General features: G+C 65.8%; 14 protein-coding genes and 2 pseudogenes. 6 read left to right on the forward strand and 10 right to left on the reverse strand.

What is annotated here, in order from left to right; genetic code table 11:
- The first annotated feature begins 42 nt into the window (after positions 1-42).
- The 3 genes from EF294_RS11010 to EF294_RS11020 all read left to right on the forward strand — a co-directional run bounded on the left by EF294_RS11010 (position 43) and on the right by EF294_RS11020 (position 3,410).
- Positions 43-651 (forward strand): DUF4262 domain-containing protein, encoded by a 609-nt coding sequence (locus EF294_RS11010; protein WP_123929509.1) that lies wholly within the window; start codon positions 43-45, stop codon positions 649-651.
- 103 nt (positions 652-754) lie between these two features.
- A complete protein-coding gene (locus tag EF294_RS11015) occupies positions 755-2,116 on the forward strand; it encodes an AIM24 family protein (protein WP_123929512.1) in 1,362 nt (453 codons plus the stop codon).
- Positions 2,117-2,315: 199 nt separating this feature from the next.
- The gene (locus EF294_RS11020) at positions 2,316-3,410 is read left to right on the forward strand and encodes an esterase/lipase family protein (protein WP_123929515.1); all 1,095 of its coding nucleotides are present in this window, start codon (positions 2,316-2,318) and stop codon (positions 3,408-3,410) included.
- A 106-nt stretch (positions 3,411-3,516) separates the two neighbouring features.
- On the opposite strand, the pseudogene EF294_RS11025 reads toward EF294_RS11020, so the two are convergent.
- Positions 3,517-4,875, reverse strand: a pseudogene (locus EF294_RS11025) (aspartate ammonia-lyase).
- Between the two features lie 203 nt (positions 4,876-5,078).
- Between EF294_RS11025 and EF294_RS11030 the strand changes: the two are divergent.
- A pseudogene (locus tag EF294_RS11030) lies at positions 5,079-5,753 on the forward strand (FadR/GntR family transcriptional regulator).
- 31 nt (positions 5,754-5,784) lie between these two features.
- Here the strand turns inward: EF294_RS11030 and EF294_RS11035 are convergent.
- From EF294_RS11035 to rplN, 6 genes are all read right to left on the reverse strand, one after another.
- Positions 5,785-6,204 carry a hypothetical protein gene (locus EF294_RS11035; RefSeq protein ID WP_123929518.1) on the reverse strand — a complete coding sequence of 140 codons (420 nt, stop codon included), beginning with the start codon at positions 6,202-6,204 and terminating at the stop codon, positions 5,785-5,787.
- Between the two features lie 164 nt (positions 6,205-6,368).
- Complete coding sequence (locus tag EF294_RS11040) at positions 6,369-7,181, reverse strand: thioesterase family protein (protein WP_123929521.1); 813 nt, start codon at positions 7,179-7,181, stop codon at positions 6,369-6,371.
- Between the two features lie 363 nt (positions 7,182-7,544).
- On the reverse strand, positions 7,545-7,730 hold the full coding sequence (locus EF294_RS11045; protein WP_006370432.1) for a type Z 30S ribosomal protein S14: 186 nt from the start codon (positions 7,728-7,730) through the stop codon (positions 7,545-7,547).
- 1 nt (position 7,731) lies between these two features.
- Positions 7,732-8,310, reverse strand: a complete 579-nt coding sequence (gene rplE, locus EF294_RS11050; protein WP_123929524.1) for a 50S ribosomal protein L5 — start codon at positions 8,308-8,310, stop codon at positions 7,732-7,734.
- Between the two features lies 1 nt (position 8,311).
- Positions 8,312-8,629, reverse strand: a complete 318-nt coding sequence (gene rplX / locus EF294_RS11055; protein ID WP_006370434.1) for a 50S ribosomal protein L24 — start codon at positions 8,627-8,629, stop codon at positions 8,312-8,314.
- A 1-nt stretch (position 8,630) separates the two neighbouring features.
- On the reverse strand, positions 8,631-8,999 hold the full coding sequence (rplN, locus tag EF294_RS11060) for a 50S ribosomal protein L14 (protein WP_006370435.1): 369 nt from the start codon (positions 8,997-8,999) through the stop codon (positions 8,631-8,633).
- Positions 9,000-9,446: 447 nt separating this feature from the next.
- Here rplN and EF294_RS11065 point away from each other — a divergent pair, with 447 nt between their 5' ends.
- On the forward strand, positions 9,447-9,668 hold the full coding sequence (locus EF294_RS11065; RefSeq protein ID WP_123929527.1) for a hypothetical protein: 222 nt from the start codon (positions 9,447-9,449) through the stop codon (positions 9,666-9,668).
- A gap of 158 nt (positions 9,669-9,826) precedes the next feature.
- Here the strand turns inward: EF294_RS11065 and EF294_RS11070 are convergent, their stop codons facing one another.
- Positions 9,827-10,183: a response regulator transcription factor gene (locus tag EF294_RS11070; RefSeq protein WP_425459418.1), complete on the reverse strand. Its 357-nt coding sequence runs from the start codon at positions 10,181-10,183 to the stop codon at positions 9,827-9,829.
- Between the two features lie 572 nt (positions 10,184-10,755).
- Here EF294_RS11070 and EF294_RS11075 point away from each other — a divergent pair.
- Positions 10,756-11,778 carry a pirin family protein gene (locus EF294_RS11075; protein WP_123929530.1) on the forward strand — a complete coding sequence of 341 codons (1,023 nt, stop codon included), beginning with the start codon at positions 10,756-10,758 and terminating at the stop codon, positions 11,776-11,778.
- 34 nt (positions 11,779-11,812) lie between these two features.
- Here the strand turns inward: EF294_RS11075 and EF294_RS11080 are convergent, their stop codons facing one another.
- Entirely contained in the window at positions 11,813-12,460 is a 648-nt protein-coding gene (locus tag EF294_RS11080; protein WP_123929533.1) for a CE1759 family FMN reductase, read from the reverse strand.
- A complete protein-coding gene (locus EF294_RS11085; RefSeq protein ID WP_123929537.1) occupies positions 12,457-13,563 on the reverse strand; it encodes an LLM class flavin-dependent oxidoreductase in 1,107 nt (368 codons plus the stop codon). Before EF294_RS11085 ends, EF294_RS11080 begins: the two co-directional genes overlap by 4 nt.
- Positions 13,564-13,641 lie beyond the last annotated feature (78 nt).

Below are 13,641 nucleotides of genomic sequence, written 5' to 3' on the forward strand. Positions count from 1 at the left end.
CCCCCGTGATGTCATGAACGCACCCTCGAACAAAGGAGCGACATGGCCGATCACGCCGCAGCAATCCGGGGTATCCCGCGCTGGCATCCCGATACCCTCGTCCGTGAGACGCTGTCCACCATTCGCCGGTTCGGCTGGGCGGTGACGGCGGTCGGCGACGGGTGTTCGTGCGGGGATTCTCGGTGCGCGCCGCCGGACTGCGCGTTCGCATACACGACGGGACTCGCGTTGCACTCGATCCCGGATCTGGTGGTCTTCGGTCTCGACGCACGCACCGCTTGTGAGTTGCTCAACGAACTCGGTGAGTTGTTCCACCGGGTCGACTGGCGATCGGTGGTCGACGGTCGGACCGAACTCGAGGTGCATGCGCTCGAGATGCGGGTCCGGGTGATCGAGCTCGTCGACAAATCCGACATGCTCATCACCAACGAGCTGTTCCCGAACCATCCTGCGCTGCAAGCGATCTGGGCCGATGAACTGGGAACCTTCCCGTGGCAGACGGGCTATGTGCTGCAACCGATTCACCAGCCGGTCAAGGGCGTCCCCGACACGGGCAGGGCTCACGCCGGTGGCCCACGGGTGGTGAGCGCATCGGTCGGCGGCGGTCGGGTCGAGTCTTGCCGTGCGCGGCGGCGCGGCCCTCGCGAATAGAGCAGACGCCGCGCGGGGCGCGCCGTTGGCTCGCCCCGCGCGACGTACATGAGGACCGTGGATTCAGATCGGTCACCGGCACATATCGGGCACAATGGAAATCATGCGGCACCTCGCCCCGGGACAGAACACCGCGCTGCCATCGGTGGCAGTGACGGTGTCCGTGCGTTCGGTGACACCGGTGAACACCTCGGCGGTGTTGCTGACGTCGGCTCATCGGGTTCGGTCCGACGCCGACTTCGTCTTTTACAACCAGCCGACCGGCCCCGGGATCTCCTACCGCACTGACGGCGGTGCCGACGTGCTCGACATCGACACGACTCGACTACCCGCCGATATCGTCACCGTGGCCATCACGGCCAGCCTCGACGGAACCGGCCCCGTCTCGTTCGCGACCGCGGGACGCCTGGAGGTGACCATCGCACCCGCCGACGCAGGGGCAGCCGCCGAGGGGACGATCGCCTTCTCGCCGGACGGTCTCACCAGCGAGGCGGCCGTGGTCTGTGTTGAGATCTATCGACGCGGTGATGCCTGGAAGGTACGCGCCGTCGGACAGGGATATGACGCCGGATTGGCGGGTCTGGCAACCGCTTTCGGCATCGATGTCGAGGACGACGCACCCGTGCCCGAGTCGCCTCCGGTACGCGACCCCCAACCGTGGCCACCCGACGCATCACACCACCCCGCCGCCAGTCCGCCTCCGCCCCGACCGCAGCCCGAGGGAGCCCCCATGCACAGCGATCTGTTCAACCCCGATCATTCCGAGGTTTCCGGACTGGGCATCCAGAAGCAGGGCAGCAAGATGTGTCGCATCGGCCTGTCGGGTGAGGTGATGGCGCGGGCCGGGTCGATGGTCGCCTATCAGGGCGATCTGAGCTTCGAGGCTCTCGGCTCCGGCGGCATCGGACGCATGATGCGACAGGCACTCTCGGGCGAAGGCGTGCCGCTGATGAAGGTGAGCGGCCGCGGCGATCTGTTCCTGGCCAACGCCGCCGCCGACGTCCACCTCATCGATCTCGACGGAACCGACGGCCTGACCATCAACGGCGCCAACGTGCTCGCCTTCGACTCCACGCTGCACTACGACATCGCGCGCGTGCAGGGGGCCGGCGCGCTCAGCAACGCCGGAATGTTCAACTGTGTCTTCACCGGTCGTGGGCGCATCGCGATCACCACCGACGGCACCCCGGTGGTGCTCACCGTCGACGCGGCCACCTACGCCGACCCCAACGCCGCGGTCGCATGGTCGTCGAGCCTACGCACCTCGATCAAGTCCAACGATTCGTTCAACCTCGGAACCCTGATGGGGCGCAGCACCGGCGAACGACTCACCCTGGCGTTTGCCGGGCAGGGCTTTGTGGTGGTTCAGCCCTCGGAGTTGCCGCCGGGTGGATTCGTCGGCGGCACGGGCGACGGCGGACAGGCCGGCGTCGGTGGCATGCTCGGCGGGTTCCTCGGGCGCTGAACGCTTTTGGGCCCTTCATCGTCGGCAGGTCACACGGGATCCACGATCACTACTTTTGATCAGTAAAGAGCGGACACTTTGACATCGGAGTACACACGTACTCTTACTGCGTGGTAACTTACGTTCTCGTCACACCATGACGAACGACACCCGGCAGCGCCGCCACAGGGGGCGGGCGCTTGTGGGAAGGGGAATCGCAGTGCCGCATCATCGATTTTCACGACGGGCGTGGACCCGCAGAATCGCCACCACTGTTGCCGCCGTGGCCACAGGCGTCGGGGTGGCCATGTCACTCGCCGGCCCGGCCGCCGCGGCCGACCAGCAACAGCAGCTCGCCGACTTCATCGCGGCTGGCGCCAAGAAACCTGTTGTCGCAGAGACGATTCTGGCGGGACGCAGCTCATGGTTCACCCCGACCGGCAACGGTCCCCGTCAAGAGGGCTTCCTCCCGGCCTTCGGGTACGGGCTGACCAATCCGAACATCGCGCCGCCCGGGGCCAACGATTGGTCTTGCAAACCGAAACAGGGTCAGGACCCGGTTGTCCTCGTCCACGGCACGTGGGAGAACGCGTACAACAACTGGGCAATGCTGTCGCCGGCCCTGAAATCCGCGGGCTACTGCGTCTACGCGCTGAACTACGGCATCCTGCCGACCCTGCAAGGCGGCGGGCTGGGCGCTCTGCTACCCGGCGCCTTCGGCACTGGTGACATCGCGCAATCCGGCGCGCAGCTCGGCGATTTCGTCACCAAGGTGCTCTCGACCACCGGCGCCTCGAAGGTGAACCTGGTCGGCCATTCTCAGGGCGGCATCACTGCGCGTCAGTACATCCGCTACGACGGCGGCGCCTCCAAGGTCGCCAACCTCGTCACCTTGGGCGCCACCAACAACGGCACCTCACTGGACGGAATCGGCACCCTGGGGCGCACCATCAACAACCTCGGCATCGACGTGCTCGGTCCGATCGCACTGGGCGTCGGCGCTTCGGGCATCCAGCAGGTCTACGACTCCCCCTTCATCAAGAATCTCAACAAGGGCGGCGTGTACGCCGTCGGCGATGTGAAGTACACGATCGTCGGCAGCCGGTACGACGAGATCACCACGCCGTACCAGTCGACCTTCTTCCCCGCGGGCACCAAGAACACACGAAATATCGTGCTGCAGAACGGGTGCGAACAGGACACCTCGGACCATCTGTCGTTGAGCTATTCACCGCGCGCGGTGTCGATCGTCCTCAACGCCTTCGATCCAGCGGTTCCGATCGTGTGCGCGCCCAACGCTTGGCTCCTCGGCTGACAGCGAGACTCCGCGTCCCGGCGAGGTGATGCCGCTCCCCCACGGCGGGAGCGGCATTGCCGTCTGCTCACCACACCTCAGAAATTCGGGTTCTCGTCGCCGGTCCTCAGCGGGTGCTGTCGCCCTCAGCGGTCACCGGACGCAGATTGGCCAGATGCGAAGGGCTGAGCAGTCGTTCGAGTTCGCCGCGCTCGAGGAGGCCCTCCTCGAGAGAACCAACTCGAGGACGGTACGCCCACTGCGCAACGCCTCCTGAGCGATTGCGGTCGAGGCGACGTAGCCCAGCGACGGACTCAGCGCCGTGACCAGACCGATCGAGTTCTCGACCCGATGCCGCAGCGTCTCCTCGTTGGCGGTGATGCCGTCGACACACCTGGCGGCGAGTGTCCGGCATGCCGCGCTCAGGTGGGTCATCCCGTCCGACATCAGGTCACGATGATCGGCTCGAAGGCGTTGAGCTGCAACTGGCCCGATTCGGCGGCCACCGTGATGGTGACGTCGTTGCCGATCACCTCATACTCGACCTGCGAGACCACCTCGGGTATCACCGGGTTCACCTTGCCGGGCATGATCGACGATCCCGCCTGGACCGGCGGCGGGTTGATCTCGCCGAGTCCGGCCCGCGGCCCCGACGACAGCAATCGCAGATCGTTGCAGATCTTCGACAGCTTCACCGCGACACGTTTGAGAACCCCCGACAGGTGCACGAACTGGCCAACATCCTGCGTGGCCTCGACGAGGTGGTGCTGCACTCACCAGATCCAGACCGGTCTTGTCGCAGAGATAGCCGACAGCCTTGTCCGCGTAGCCGATCGGGGCATTGAGACCCGTGCCGATCGCGGTGGCACCGAGATTGATCTCGTGGACCAGGGTCGCCCGCTCCCGGAGACGTTGACGATCCTCGTCGATCATCACCGCGAACGCCCCGAACTCCTGACGGCAGGGTCATCGGCACCGCATCCTGCAACTGGGTGCGTCCCATCTTTGCGACCGAGGCGAACTCCGCGGCCTTGCGCGCAAAAGCCTGCTGCAGCACCGACATCGCCTCGTCGAGTTCACCGACTGCCCGGATTTTCGCCACGTTGACCGCGGTCGGGTAGACATCGTTGGTGGATTGCCCGGCGTTGACGTGCTCGTTGGGGTGCAGGTGCCGGTACTCACCGCGACCGTGTCCGAGGATCTCCAACGCCCGGTTCGCGATGACCTCACTGGCGTTCATAGTGGTCGAGGTACCCGCGCCGCCGTGAATGACGTCGACGACGAACTGATCATGCAAGCCGCCGTCGAGGATCTCGTCGCAGGCCACGCAGATCGCCCTCGCCCGCTCCTCGTCGAGGATACCGAGGTCGGCGTTTGCGCGGGCCGCCGACCACTTCACCGTGACCAGCGCTCGGACGAGATGGGCGTTGGAGCCGATCGTCCGTCCGGTGACCGGGAAGTTCTCGACCGCTCGCAGTGTGTGGATATCCCAATACGCCTCCGCTGGTACCTCACGCCGCCCGAGAAGATTCGGTCTCCACTCGCTCCTGAACCATCGTCACGATGCTCAGCTATCTTGCTGTCGGGCTGTCCGACAGCACTGATGTCGTACATGACTGAGCTATCGCCAACACGTAGGGCAGTGCGCACACCAGATCGAAGACGGAGGACCATCCCGATGACCAGCAGTTGAGCCGCCAACCCGTCACGACTCGGATCAGCGCGGCCGAAGCGGTGTTCACCGACCTGCGCCAAGCCATCGACAGTGGCGACCTACCCGTCGGCGAGCGCCTCCCGTCCGAGGCCGAGCTCGGCGAGCGCTACGCGGTGAGTCGATCGGTCGTCCGGGAGGCATTGCGCTCCTGCACCGCGCTCGGACTCACCGAAAACCGCACCGGCCGAGGAACATTCGTGGTCAGTAGCACGGTATCCCACGACCTGAAGGTCGGCGAGTACACGGCGCGGGAGCTCATGGAGGCACGGCCACGCATCGAGATCCCGGCCGCCGGATAGGCCGCCGAGCGGCGCTCCACCGAGGACCTGCGTCAACTCATTGAATTGACGCAGGCCATGGCGGTGGAGTCGAATCAGACCGACTGGGTCGCTCTCGACGGACAGTTCCACCTGACGATCGCACGAGCGAGCGGAAACCGCGTCTTCCAGGAAGCGCTCGTCGATATCGGCAATTCTTTGACTGCCCAGTCGGCCACACTCAATCTGGCGACCGGACGCATGCGCCGGTCGAACGGGGAACACGCGCGCATCGTCGAGGCCATCAGCTCCGGCGACCGGCACGCCGCCGAGCAGGCCATGGCCGATCATCTCGACGCCGTGCGGGAGGCGGCGCGCTCGCTCACCCACTGATCTTCCCGGAAAGCTTCTGCTGCAGCAGTTCTCAGAACTTGTTGCAAGTGCGCAAGGCCTTGGCCATGGCGTCCCGGGTCATCGTGCGCTGTTGCGCGCCGATACCGTGATCACGCAGGAACGCCATCACCGTCGAGCGGACCGGGTGCGCGTGACGATTCTTCTCCCGCAGCGCTTTCCGCTGCGCAGGCGACAGCACGATCGTCTCCTCGAAGTGCCGCTTGGCCCGCGGACGCGAGTTGATCTGCTGCCACAGCGCCGGATCCTCGACGGCGAGCGCCCGTTCGACCTGCATCACCGAACACATCGTTCCGAAGGCCTTCGGCGGCGACGGGGGTGTCGGTGCGGCTCCGGCGATACCGGCTCCGCCTGCCCCGACCACTCCCGCAATACCGATCCCCGTGACCGCCACAGCCACTCGACGTCGCGTCGTTGCCAACCCCATCGACATTCTCCAGCCCCTTCCTCAGCACCGTGCCGACCAATAACAGCCGAAGCACACCCAATCGCGAAGACCTTTGCCGAAGCTGAGGACAAGCCGTGAGAACACCCCAGTAAGTCTGGGTGCAAGTGACGGTCAAGAGCAGGTCAACGATGTTTGCGATGTTCGTCCGATCAGGTGAAGATCGCGACGGTCTGGGTACCGGTCATCACCAGTTGCCCGTCGGCGTCCCAAGCTTCCATCGTCTGGTAGGAGTAACCGCCGCGCGATACCGCACTCGTCGACCGCAGCAAGAACCAGCCGGTGGGGTCGACGGCCTCGTCGGCGCAGATGTCGATCGACCACATCACGGTACTGATGGGCGCCCAGTCGGAGAATGCCGTCATCGCGGCAGGCGGCAGGCTGTCACCGAGCGCGACGAGAGCCACGGCCGGATCAACACCCTGCGCATCACGGTGACGCATCCACCAAAGCACTTCAGGCTCCACGGCTTTCGTCACCGGTATTGCACCGCCGGCAATGCGTCGCTCGAAGTGGTCGGTGAAGGTCGGCTGCGCCCCGGGCCGTGCGCCGACGCTCGGGCAGTCCAGCGGGCCGGCGACGTCGGGGCGAGCGATCAGCGTGTGCTCGACAGAGCTGTCACGCGCTCCGGCGAAGACCAGAGTCGATTGTGCCGCAACGGAATCGCCGCTGCGCGTTTCCACGGCAACGCTTGTCACCGATCGGCCTTCGCGGAGTCGTCGTGCCTGCACGGTCATCGTCTCAGTGGCCGGCGCGGTGAACGCGAACTGCGCGGCCCGCAGGGCGGGCAACGGCGCGCCGTCGGTCTGTTGGGCGGCCACGACGGCGAGTGCTGCGGTCAAGCCGCCGTACGCGGTGCGGCCCTGGGTCCAGCCGGCCGGGATCGCGAACTCCTGTGCCGGGTCGAACGCGCGAAGCACCTCGGACAGAGACGTGCTGCGGGACTCGTTGTCGGTGACCGTCATGCGGCCATTCTATGCAGGAGTGCATAGTGACGTTGAGTGGGGTTCGATGTGGCCGAGGAGGGGCGCCCCGTGTCTGGTGCGCGTCGGAACGAAACCAGCATCGGCGCAAGAGGTCTCGAGGTTCGGCGCTGGCGCCTCGCACCTCGACCACCGATCAAAGGGGCGCCGTCAGCGACCGAGAGAGCGCCGTCAGCGAGGGAGAGGGCGCCGTCAGCGACCGAGAGAGCGCCGTCAGCGACCGAGAGAGCGCCGTCAGCGACGGAGAGAGCGCCGTCGGCGAGAGCACGACGACCCCGCCTCCCGAGTGAGGGAGACGGGGTCGCTGTGAGGTGTTATGCAGCCGGTGACATCACCGGCGGGAGGTCACCAGCTCGACTTCTGCACACCGGGCAGCTCGCCGGCGTGAGCCATCTCGCGCAGGCACACCCGGCACAGGCCGAACTTGCGGTACACCGAGTGCGGTCGACCGCACTTGTTGCAGCGGGTGTAGGCGCGCACGGCGAACTTGGGCTTCTTGTTGGCCTTGTTGATCAGAGCCTTCTTGGCCATCTCAGTTGTCCTTCGCGTTGTTGTCCTTGAACGGGAAGCCCAGCGCGCGAAGCAGTGCGCGGCCTTCGTCGTCCGTGGTGGCCGAGGTGACGACGGTGATGTCCATACCGCGCGGCCGGTCGATGTTGTCGATGTTGATCTCGTGGAACATCGACTGCTCGTTGAGACCGAAGGTGTAGTTGCCGTTGCCGTCGAACTGACGGTCGCTCAGACCACGGAAGTCGCGGATACGGGGCAGTGCGATCGACACGAGACGGTCGAGGAACTCCCACATCCGGTCGCCGCGCAGGGTGACGCGGGCACCGATCGGCATGCCCTCGCGCAGCTTGAACTGTGCGATGGACTTGCGGGCGCGGCGGATCTCCGGCTTCTGGCCGGTGATCAGCGCGAGGTCGGCGACCGCGCCGTTGATGAGCTTGGCGTCGCGGGCGGCGTCGCCGACACCCATGTTCACCACGACCTTGACCACGCCTGGGATCTGCATGACATTGGCGTAGTCGAATTCCTGGTTCAGCGCGTCCTTGATCTCGGTACGGTAGCGCTGCTTCAGCCGAGGCTGGACCTTTTCAGTGGTGGTCATCTCAGATGTCCTTCCCGGTCTTACGCGAGATCCGGACCTTCTTGCCGGTCTCCTCGTCGACGCGATAGCCGACGCGGGTCGGGTTGCCGTCGGAGTCCACGACCATCACGTTCGACACGTGGATCGGGGCTTCCTGCGTGACGATGCCGCCCGAGGCAGCACCACGCTCGTTCGCCGAGGCAGCGGTGTGCTTCTTGATGCGGTTCACGCCCTCGACGAGGACGCGCTCACGCTGCGGGTAGGCCTCGATGACCTTGCCCTTGGCGCCCTTGTCCTTGCCCGAGATGACGATCACCGTGTCACCCTTGTGCACCTTCATGTCAGATCACCTCCGGTGCCAGCGACACGATCTTCATGAACTTCTTCTCACGCAGCTCGCGGCCGACCGGGCCGAAGATGCGGGTACCGCGGGGATCGCTCTCACCCTTGAGGATGACGGCGGCGTTCTCGTCGAAACGGATGTAGCTTCCGTCCGGACGGCGGCGCTCCTTGGTGGTGCGCACGATGACCGCCTTGACGACCTCGCCCTTCTTGATATTGCCACCGGGGATGGCGTCCTTGACAGTGGCGACGATGGTGTCGCCAATGCCGGCGTAGCGCCGCGACGAGCCGCCCAGCACGCGGATGCACAAGATTTCCTTGGCTCCCGTGTTATCGGCGACCCGCAGGCGAGACTCCTGCTGAATCACTTCGATTCTCTCCTTGACCTGGATGTCGTCGACACGCCGAGTCCACTGGTGCGGATCTGGCGTATCTGTGCGCCGAATTTCCGACCCGACGCACACGGCCTGTTGCCATCGGACACGCGCCTGCCTGGGCTTTTCCGCCGTCAGCGGGCCTTCCCAGTGGGTTCACGAGCCGATTCGCGGCGCTCACACACCACAGGCAACCCGTCAAGTCTAGGCGAAACCGCAGGTCGGAACAAAATCCGCGCAACAACACGACTGCGGACCGAGAGCCGAGGGGTTCGTCGGCCGCACACGGGGGACTGCCTGGCGCGGGCTCGTCGGGATACGGACCCTCGGAAGTGACACAGAACCCACGTTCACTCATCGGCCGAGGGCAACCTCCTCGACGTGCCGCCGACACACCACGCGGTGTTTCGGTCGTCTCCACTGGCCGACGACCATCAGGCGATGTCGGTGGTCTCGTCGCGGACCCAGCGCAGGGCCGTGGGCGGTCCCGGGAGATCAGCGCACACGCTGCGCCCGAATCGCACCTATCGGCAGTGGCTGGTCGGTGGCGCCAGCGCGCAGCCGGCATCGCCGGATCTCGTTGCGGGCTCCGAGACGACCGATCTCCGACTGTTCGAGCGCATCGACAAGTCTCGGGGTCTGACTGTGACGGTCGAGGTGTAGTGATCCCCGCCCCCGGCGACCGGACATTCTCGCGCGCACCTCACGTGTGATTCCCGGCCGCCACGACGTTCCACGCAATTGACCATGACGACCCCGGACGCCAGGGGCGCGGGGGTCGACAGCGGTCGGCGGTAGCCGCATTCAGGGTGTGCCGGGGTTCACCACTCCTCGAGGCGGGTAATGCCATCCTGCAGCGCGCGTGCGAGTAGATGCGTCTTCGTCGGTGCGGGACGGCCGACAGCCGCATATTTCGCCCGGATTCGCGCCAGGTGAGTGCTCACGGTCGATGCCGCGATGAACAGCTGCTCGGCGGCCTCGCCCTTCGACTCGCTCTCCAACCAGGCGAGAAGGACCTCAACCTCGCGCGGCGAGAGCACCGGACGCCGGATCGGTGCGGGTGCGGGCGCGGCGCTCGGCATGGCCGGGCGCATCGGCGGCCGGACCGGTGCGAGCGGACGCATCCGCTGATGCGATCCCGGGGCGGTCGAGGGCCGATAGTCGGCGAAACGGGCCACCGGGGCTCCGCGATCGCGGGGGTGAGCAACCGAACGCCCGTGGGCCGGGAGGGGCGTGCTGTCAAAAAAATCGGAATGCGCGGTCGTCACCGATCGTCCTCGTCTACTGTCGGGTACTGACGGTTCACGCTCAATAATCACGCTCGCCATTCGTACTGAGCATCAACTTCTTCACAGGGAACATTAAGGCCGCGTTCACCAACCGAACAGTCCCAAGATGGGGGACGTTGTTTGCAGATGCGAAGATTGAGCGATTCGTCAATCCGTGATCTCGGTCCCTGCTCACGGTGTCGAGCGGGCAGCGTGCCCATCCACTGGGCGACCACGAGATCACCGACGAAAGGCGCTCTCTCGGCCCTGTCGCGGCACGCGCTCATGACGGACGTCGATGATCAGCCTTGCCATGACCTTCGACGACGCCGAGGTCATCTGAGTGACTACGGTGAGCGTGGCGGGCACGCGATCCGGCGAGCCGGCGATCCGGCGGAAACGAATCCGTAGGCTGAACGGGTCGTCCCACCCCCGGTCGCCGAATGCCGCGACCGTCCCCAGCCAGTCAGGCGGTGTCGCACGTGAGCAATCTCGAAGCCCAGCCGACGGAAGTCGAATGCCGAACCGTCGCCCAGAACTCGCCAGAGGAGAAAAGCCGTCGATTGCGGGCCGAGGTCCTCACCGCCCGTGACGTCCCCCTCGGCGGTCCACGCGCGATGACGGTCCACCGAACCGTGCCCCAGCGCAGCCGATCGTTGATCGGTGCATGGTGTTTCGCCGACCACTACGGCCCCGACGACGTCTCGGTCACCGGCGGAATGGACGTGCCACCCCATCCGCACACCGGATTGCAAACGGCGAGTTGGTTGTTCACCGGCGAGATCGAACACCGGGACACCATGGGCAACCATGCGATGGTCCGGCCGGGTGAACTCAACCTGATGACCGCGGGGCACGGCATCGCCCACACCGAGGTGTCCACCCCCGACACCACGGTGCTCCACGGCGTGCAACTGTGGATCGCCCTGCCCGCCGACGCCGTCGACACGCCACGGGATTTCGCGCACTACGCGCCACCGCTGATCGCTGTCGGTGAGGCCACCGCACGTGTCTTCCTCGGGGAGCTGCTCGGCAGCACCTCCCCCGTGCACACCTTCACACCGCTTCTCGGTGCCGAACTCCACCTACCGGCAGGGGCCGAGATCAGCCTCGACGTCCGAGACGACTTCGAACACGGATTCCTCGTCGACACCGGCCGTGTCGAGATCGTGGGCTCCACCGCCCCCATCCTCGAACGCACCGAACTCGGGTACGTCGGACTCGGCGCGAACACCCTCACTCTGCGAAACCACGCCGAACACACCGCACGCATCGTGGTGCTCGGCGGCACACCCCTGAACGAGGACATCGTGATGTGGTGGAACTTCATCGGGCGCAGCCACGACGACATCGTCGTCTTCCGCGAGGAGTGGATGGCACACGGTGAGCGCTTCGGTCAGGTGCAGGGGTACACCGGTGAGATCGCGCACCTGCCCGCCCCCACGCTCCCCGGTACGCGCCTGCGGGCGCGGGAGAACGTGCCGGGGCGGGCGCAGGAGAAGTGAGCGCAGGAGAGGTGAACGCGGGAGGGGTGAGCGCTCAGGTGCCGAGCAGCCGCGCGAAGTTCGCGATGCCTGCGGACTCGGCGGCGGTGTCGCTGTGGTTGTCGTTGTCGGACAACGCATCCGCGACTGCCCGGGTCTGCTGTTTGCTGCCTTCGAGCAGCGCCGCGAGTTCCCGTGCGGCGCGGTCGATCCGATCACCGAGGGTGGTGGTGTCACCGGAGCCGCCCGCCCAATCCTCGGCGGCGGCATAGACACCCGTGGGTACCACGATCATGCGCAGGTAGCCGAACAATGGGCGCAGCGCGTGGTCGAGCACCATCGAATGCCGTGGGCTTCCACCGGTCGCGGCGATCAGGACCGGCGTGGCCGCCATCTCGTCGACGTCCACGAGATCGAAGAATGTCTTGAACAGGCCCGAGTAGGACGCGTTGAAGACCGGGGTGGCGACGATCAAGGCGTCGGCACCCTGCACGGCGTCGATGGCTGCGCGGGCGGCACCGGTGGCAAAGCCCGCGGCCATCGACCGGCCGAGGTCGACGGCGAGATCGCGGAGATCGATGGTCGTTGTCTCCACGCGGTTCTCACCCAGCACACCGGTCACCGCCGAGGTGAGCCGGTCGATGAGCATCCTCGTCGACGACGGCTCGCCGAGGCCGGCATTGACCGCGACCAGTCGGATCATGCCTGCACCTCGTGTTCCACGGGCTCCTGTGCGGTATCACGCGCCGCCACCAGCGAGGCATGTGTCGGTGCATCCGGAACCTCGGCGGGACGTCCCTCGGCGAATCCCTTGCGCAACTCCGGCAGGACCGCGCCGAGTTCGTCGAGTTGTTCGAGGACGGTCTTCAGCGGCAGACCCGCGTGGTCGATGAGGAACAGCTGGCGCTGGTAGTCACCGAAGGTGTTACGGAAAGACAATGTGCGGTCGACGAATTCGGCCGGGCTACCCACCGTCAATGGGGTTTCCCGACTGAAATCCTCCAACGACGGACCGTGCCCGTAGACCGGTGCGTTGTCGAAGTACGGCCGGAATTCGCGGACCGCGTCCTGGGAGTTCTTGCGGATGAAGAACTGTCCGCCCAGCCCGACGATCGCCTGGTTGGCGTTGCCGTGCCCGTAGTGCTCGTAGCGTTCGCGATAGAAGTCGATCAGACGCTGGAAATGCTCTGCGGGCCAGAAGATGTGGTTCGCGAAGAAGCCGTCACCGTAGTAGGCGGCCTGCTCGGCGATCTCCGGGCTGCGAATCGACCCGTGCCACACGAACGGCGCGACGCCGTCGAGGGGTCGGGGCGTCGAGGTGAACGAGGTCAGCGGGGTGCGGAACTTGCCCTCCCAATCGAGCACCTCCTCGGTCCAGAGCCGGTGCAGCAGATGATAATTCTCGATCGCGAGCGGAATGCCCTGCCGGATGTCCTTGCCGAACCACGGATAGACCGGGCCGGTGTTGCCGCGGCCGAGCATCAGGTCCACCCGCCCGTCGGCGAGATGCTGCAGCATCGCGAAATCCTCGGCGATCTTCACCGGATCGTTGGTGGTGATCAAGGTGGTGGCCGTCGACAGATTCAGCGTCGAGGTCTGTGCGGCGATGTAGGCCAGCGTCGTCGTCGGCGACGACGAGAAGAACGGCGGGTTGTGGTGCTCACCGAGTGCGAAGACATCGAGTCCGATGTCCTCGGCCTTCTTGGCGATCTCGACGATGGCCTTGATGCGCTCGTGCTCGGTGGGAGCAACTCCCGTGGTCGGGTCCACCGTGATGTCGCTGACGCTGAAGAGTCCGAATTGCATGTCGCGCCTCCTGGGATTTCGGGACTGTCATCCAGCTTAACCGGACCATGGTCCGGTTAATTCCGGACACCGGATGAC

This window comes from Gordonia oryzae, assembly GCF_003797185.1.
Classification (GTDB): Bacteria; Actinomycetota; Actinomycetes; order Mycobacteriales; family Mycobacteriaceae; genus Gordonia; species Gordonia oryzae.

Coding starts and splice junctions, on each gene's coding strand:
- EF294_RS11080 (WP_123929533.1), bottom strand. CDS start 12,460: ATGATCCGACTGGTCGCGGTCAATGCCGGCCTCGGCGAGCCGTCGTCG.
- EF294_RS11065 (WP_123929527.1), top strand. CDS start 9,447: ATGTCGGTGGTCTCGTCGCGGACCCAGCGCAGGGCCGTGGGCGGTCCC.
- EF294_RS11010 (WP_123929509.1), top strand. CDS start 43: ATGGCCGATCACGCCGCAGCAATCCGGGGTATCCCGCGCTGGCATCCC.
- EF294_RS11015 (WP_123929512.1), top strand. CDS start 755: ATGCGGCACCTCGCCCCGGGACAGAACACCGCGCTGCCATCGGTGGCA.
- rplE (WP_123929524.1), bottom strand. CDS start 8,310: ATGACCACCACTGAAAAGGTCCAGCCTCGGCTGAAGCAGCGCTACCGT.
- EF294_RS11045 (WP_006370432.1), bottom strand. CDS start 7,730: ATGGCCAAGAAGGCTCTGATCAACAAGGCCAACAAGAAGCCCAAGTTC.
- EF294_RS11085 (WP_123929537.1), bottom strand. CDS start 13,563: ATGCAATTCGGACTCTTCAGCGTCAGCGACATCACGGTGGACCCGACC.
- EF294_RS11040 (WP_123929521.1), bottom strand. CDS start 7,181: ATGACGGTCACCGACAACGAGTCCCGCAGCACGTCTCTGTCCGAGGTG.
- rplX (WP_006370434.1), bottom strand. CDS start 8,629: ATGAAGGTGCACAAGGGTGACACGGTGATCGTCATCTCGGGCAAGGAC.
- EF294_RS11035 (WP_123929518.1), bottom strand. CDS start 6,204: ATGTCGATGGGGTTGGCAACGACGCGACGTCGAGTGGCTGTGGCGGTC.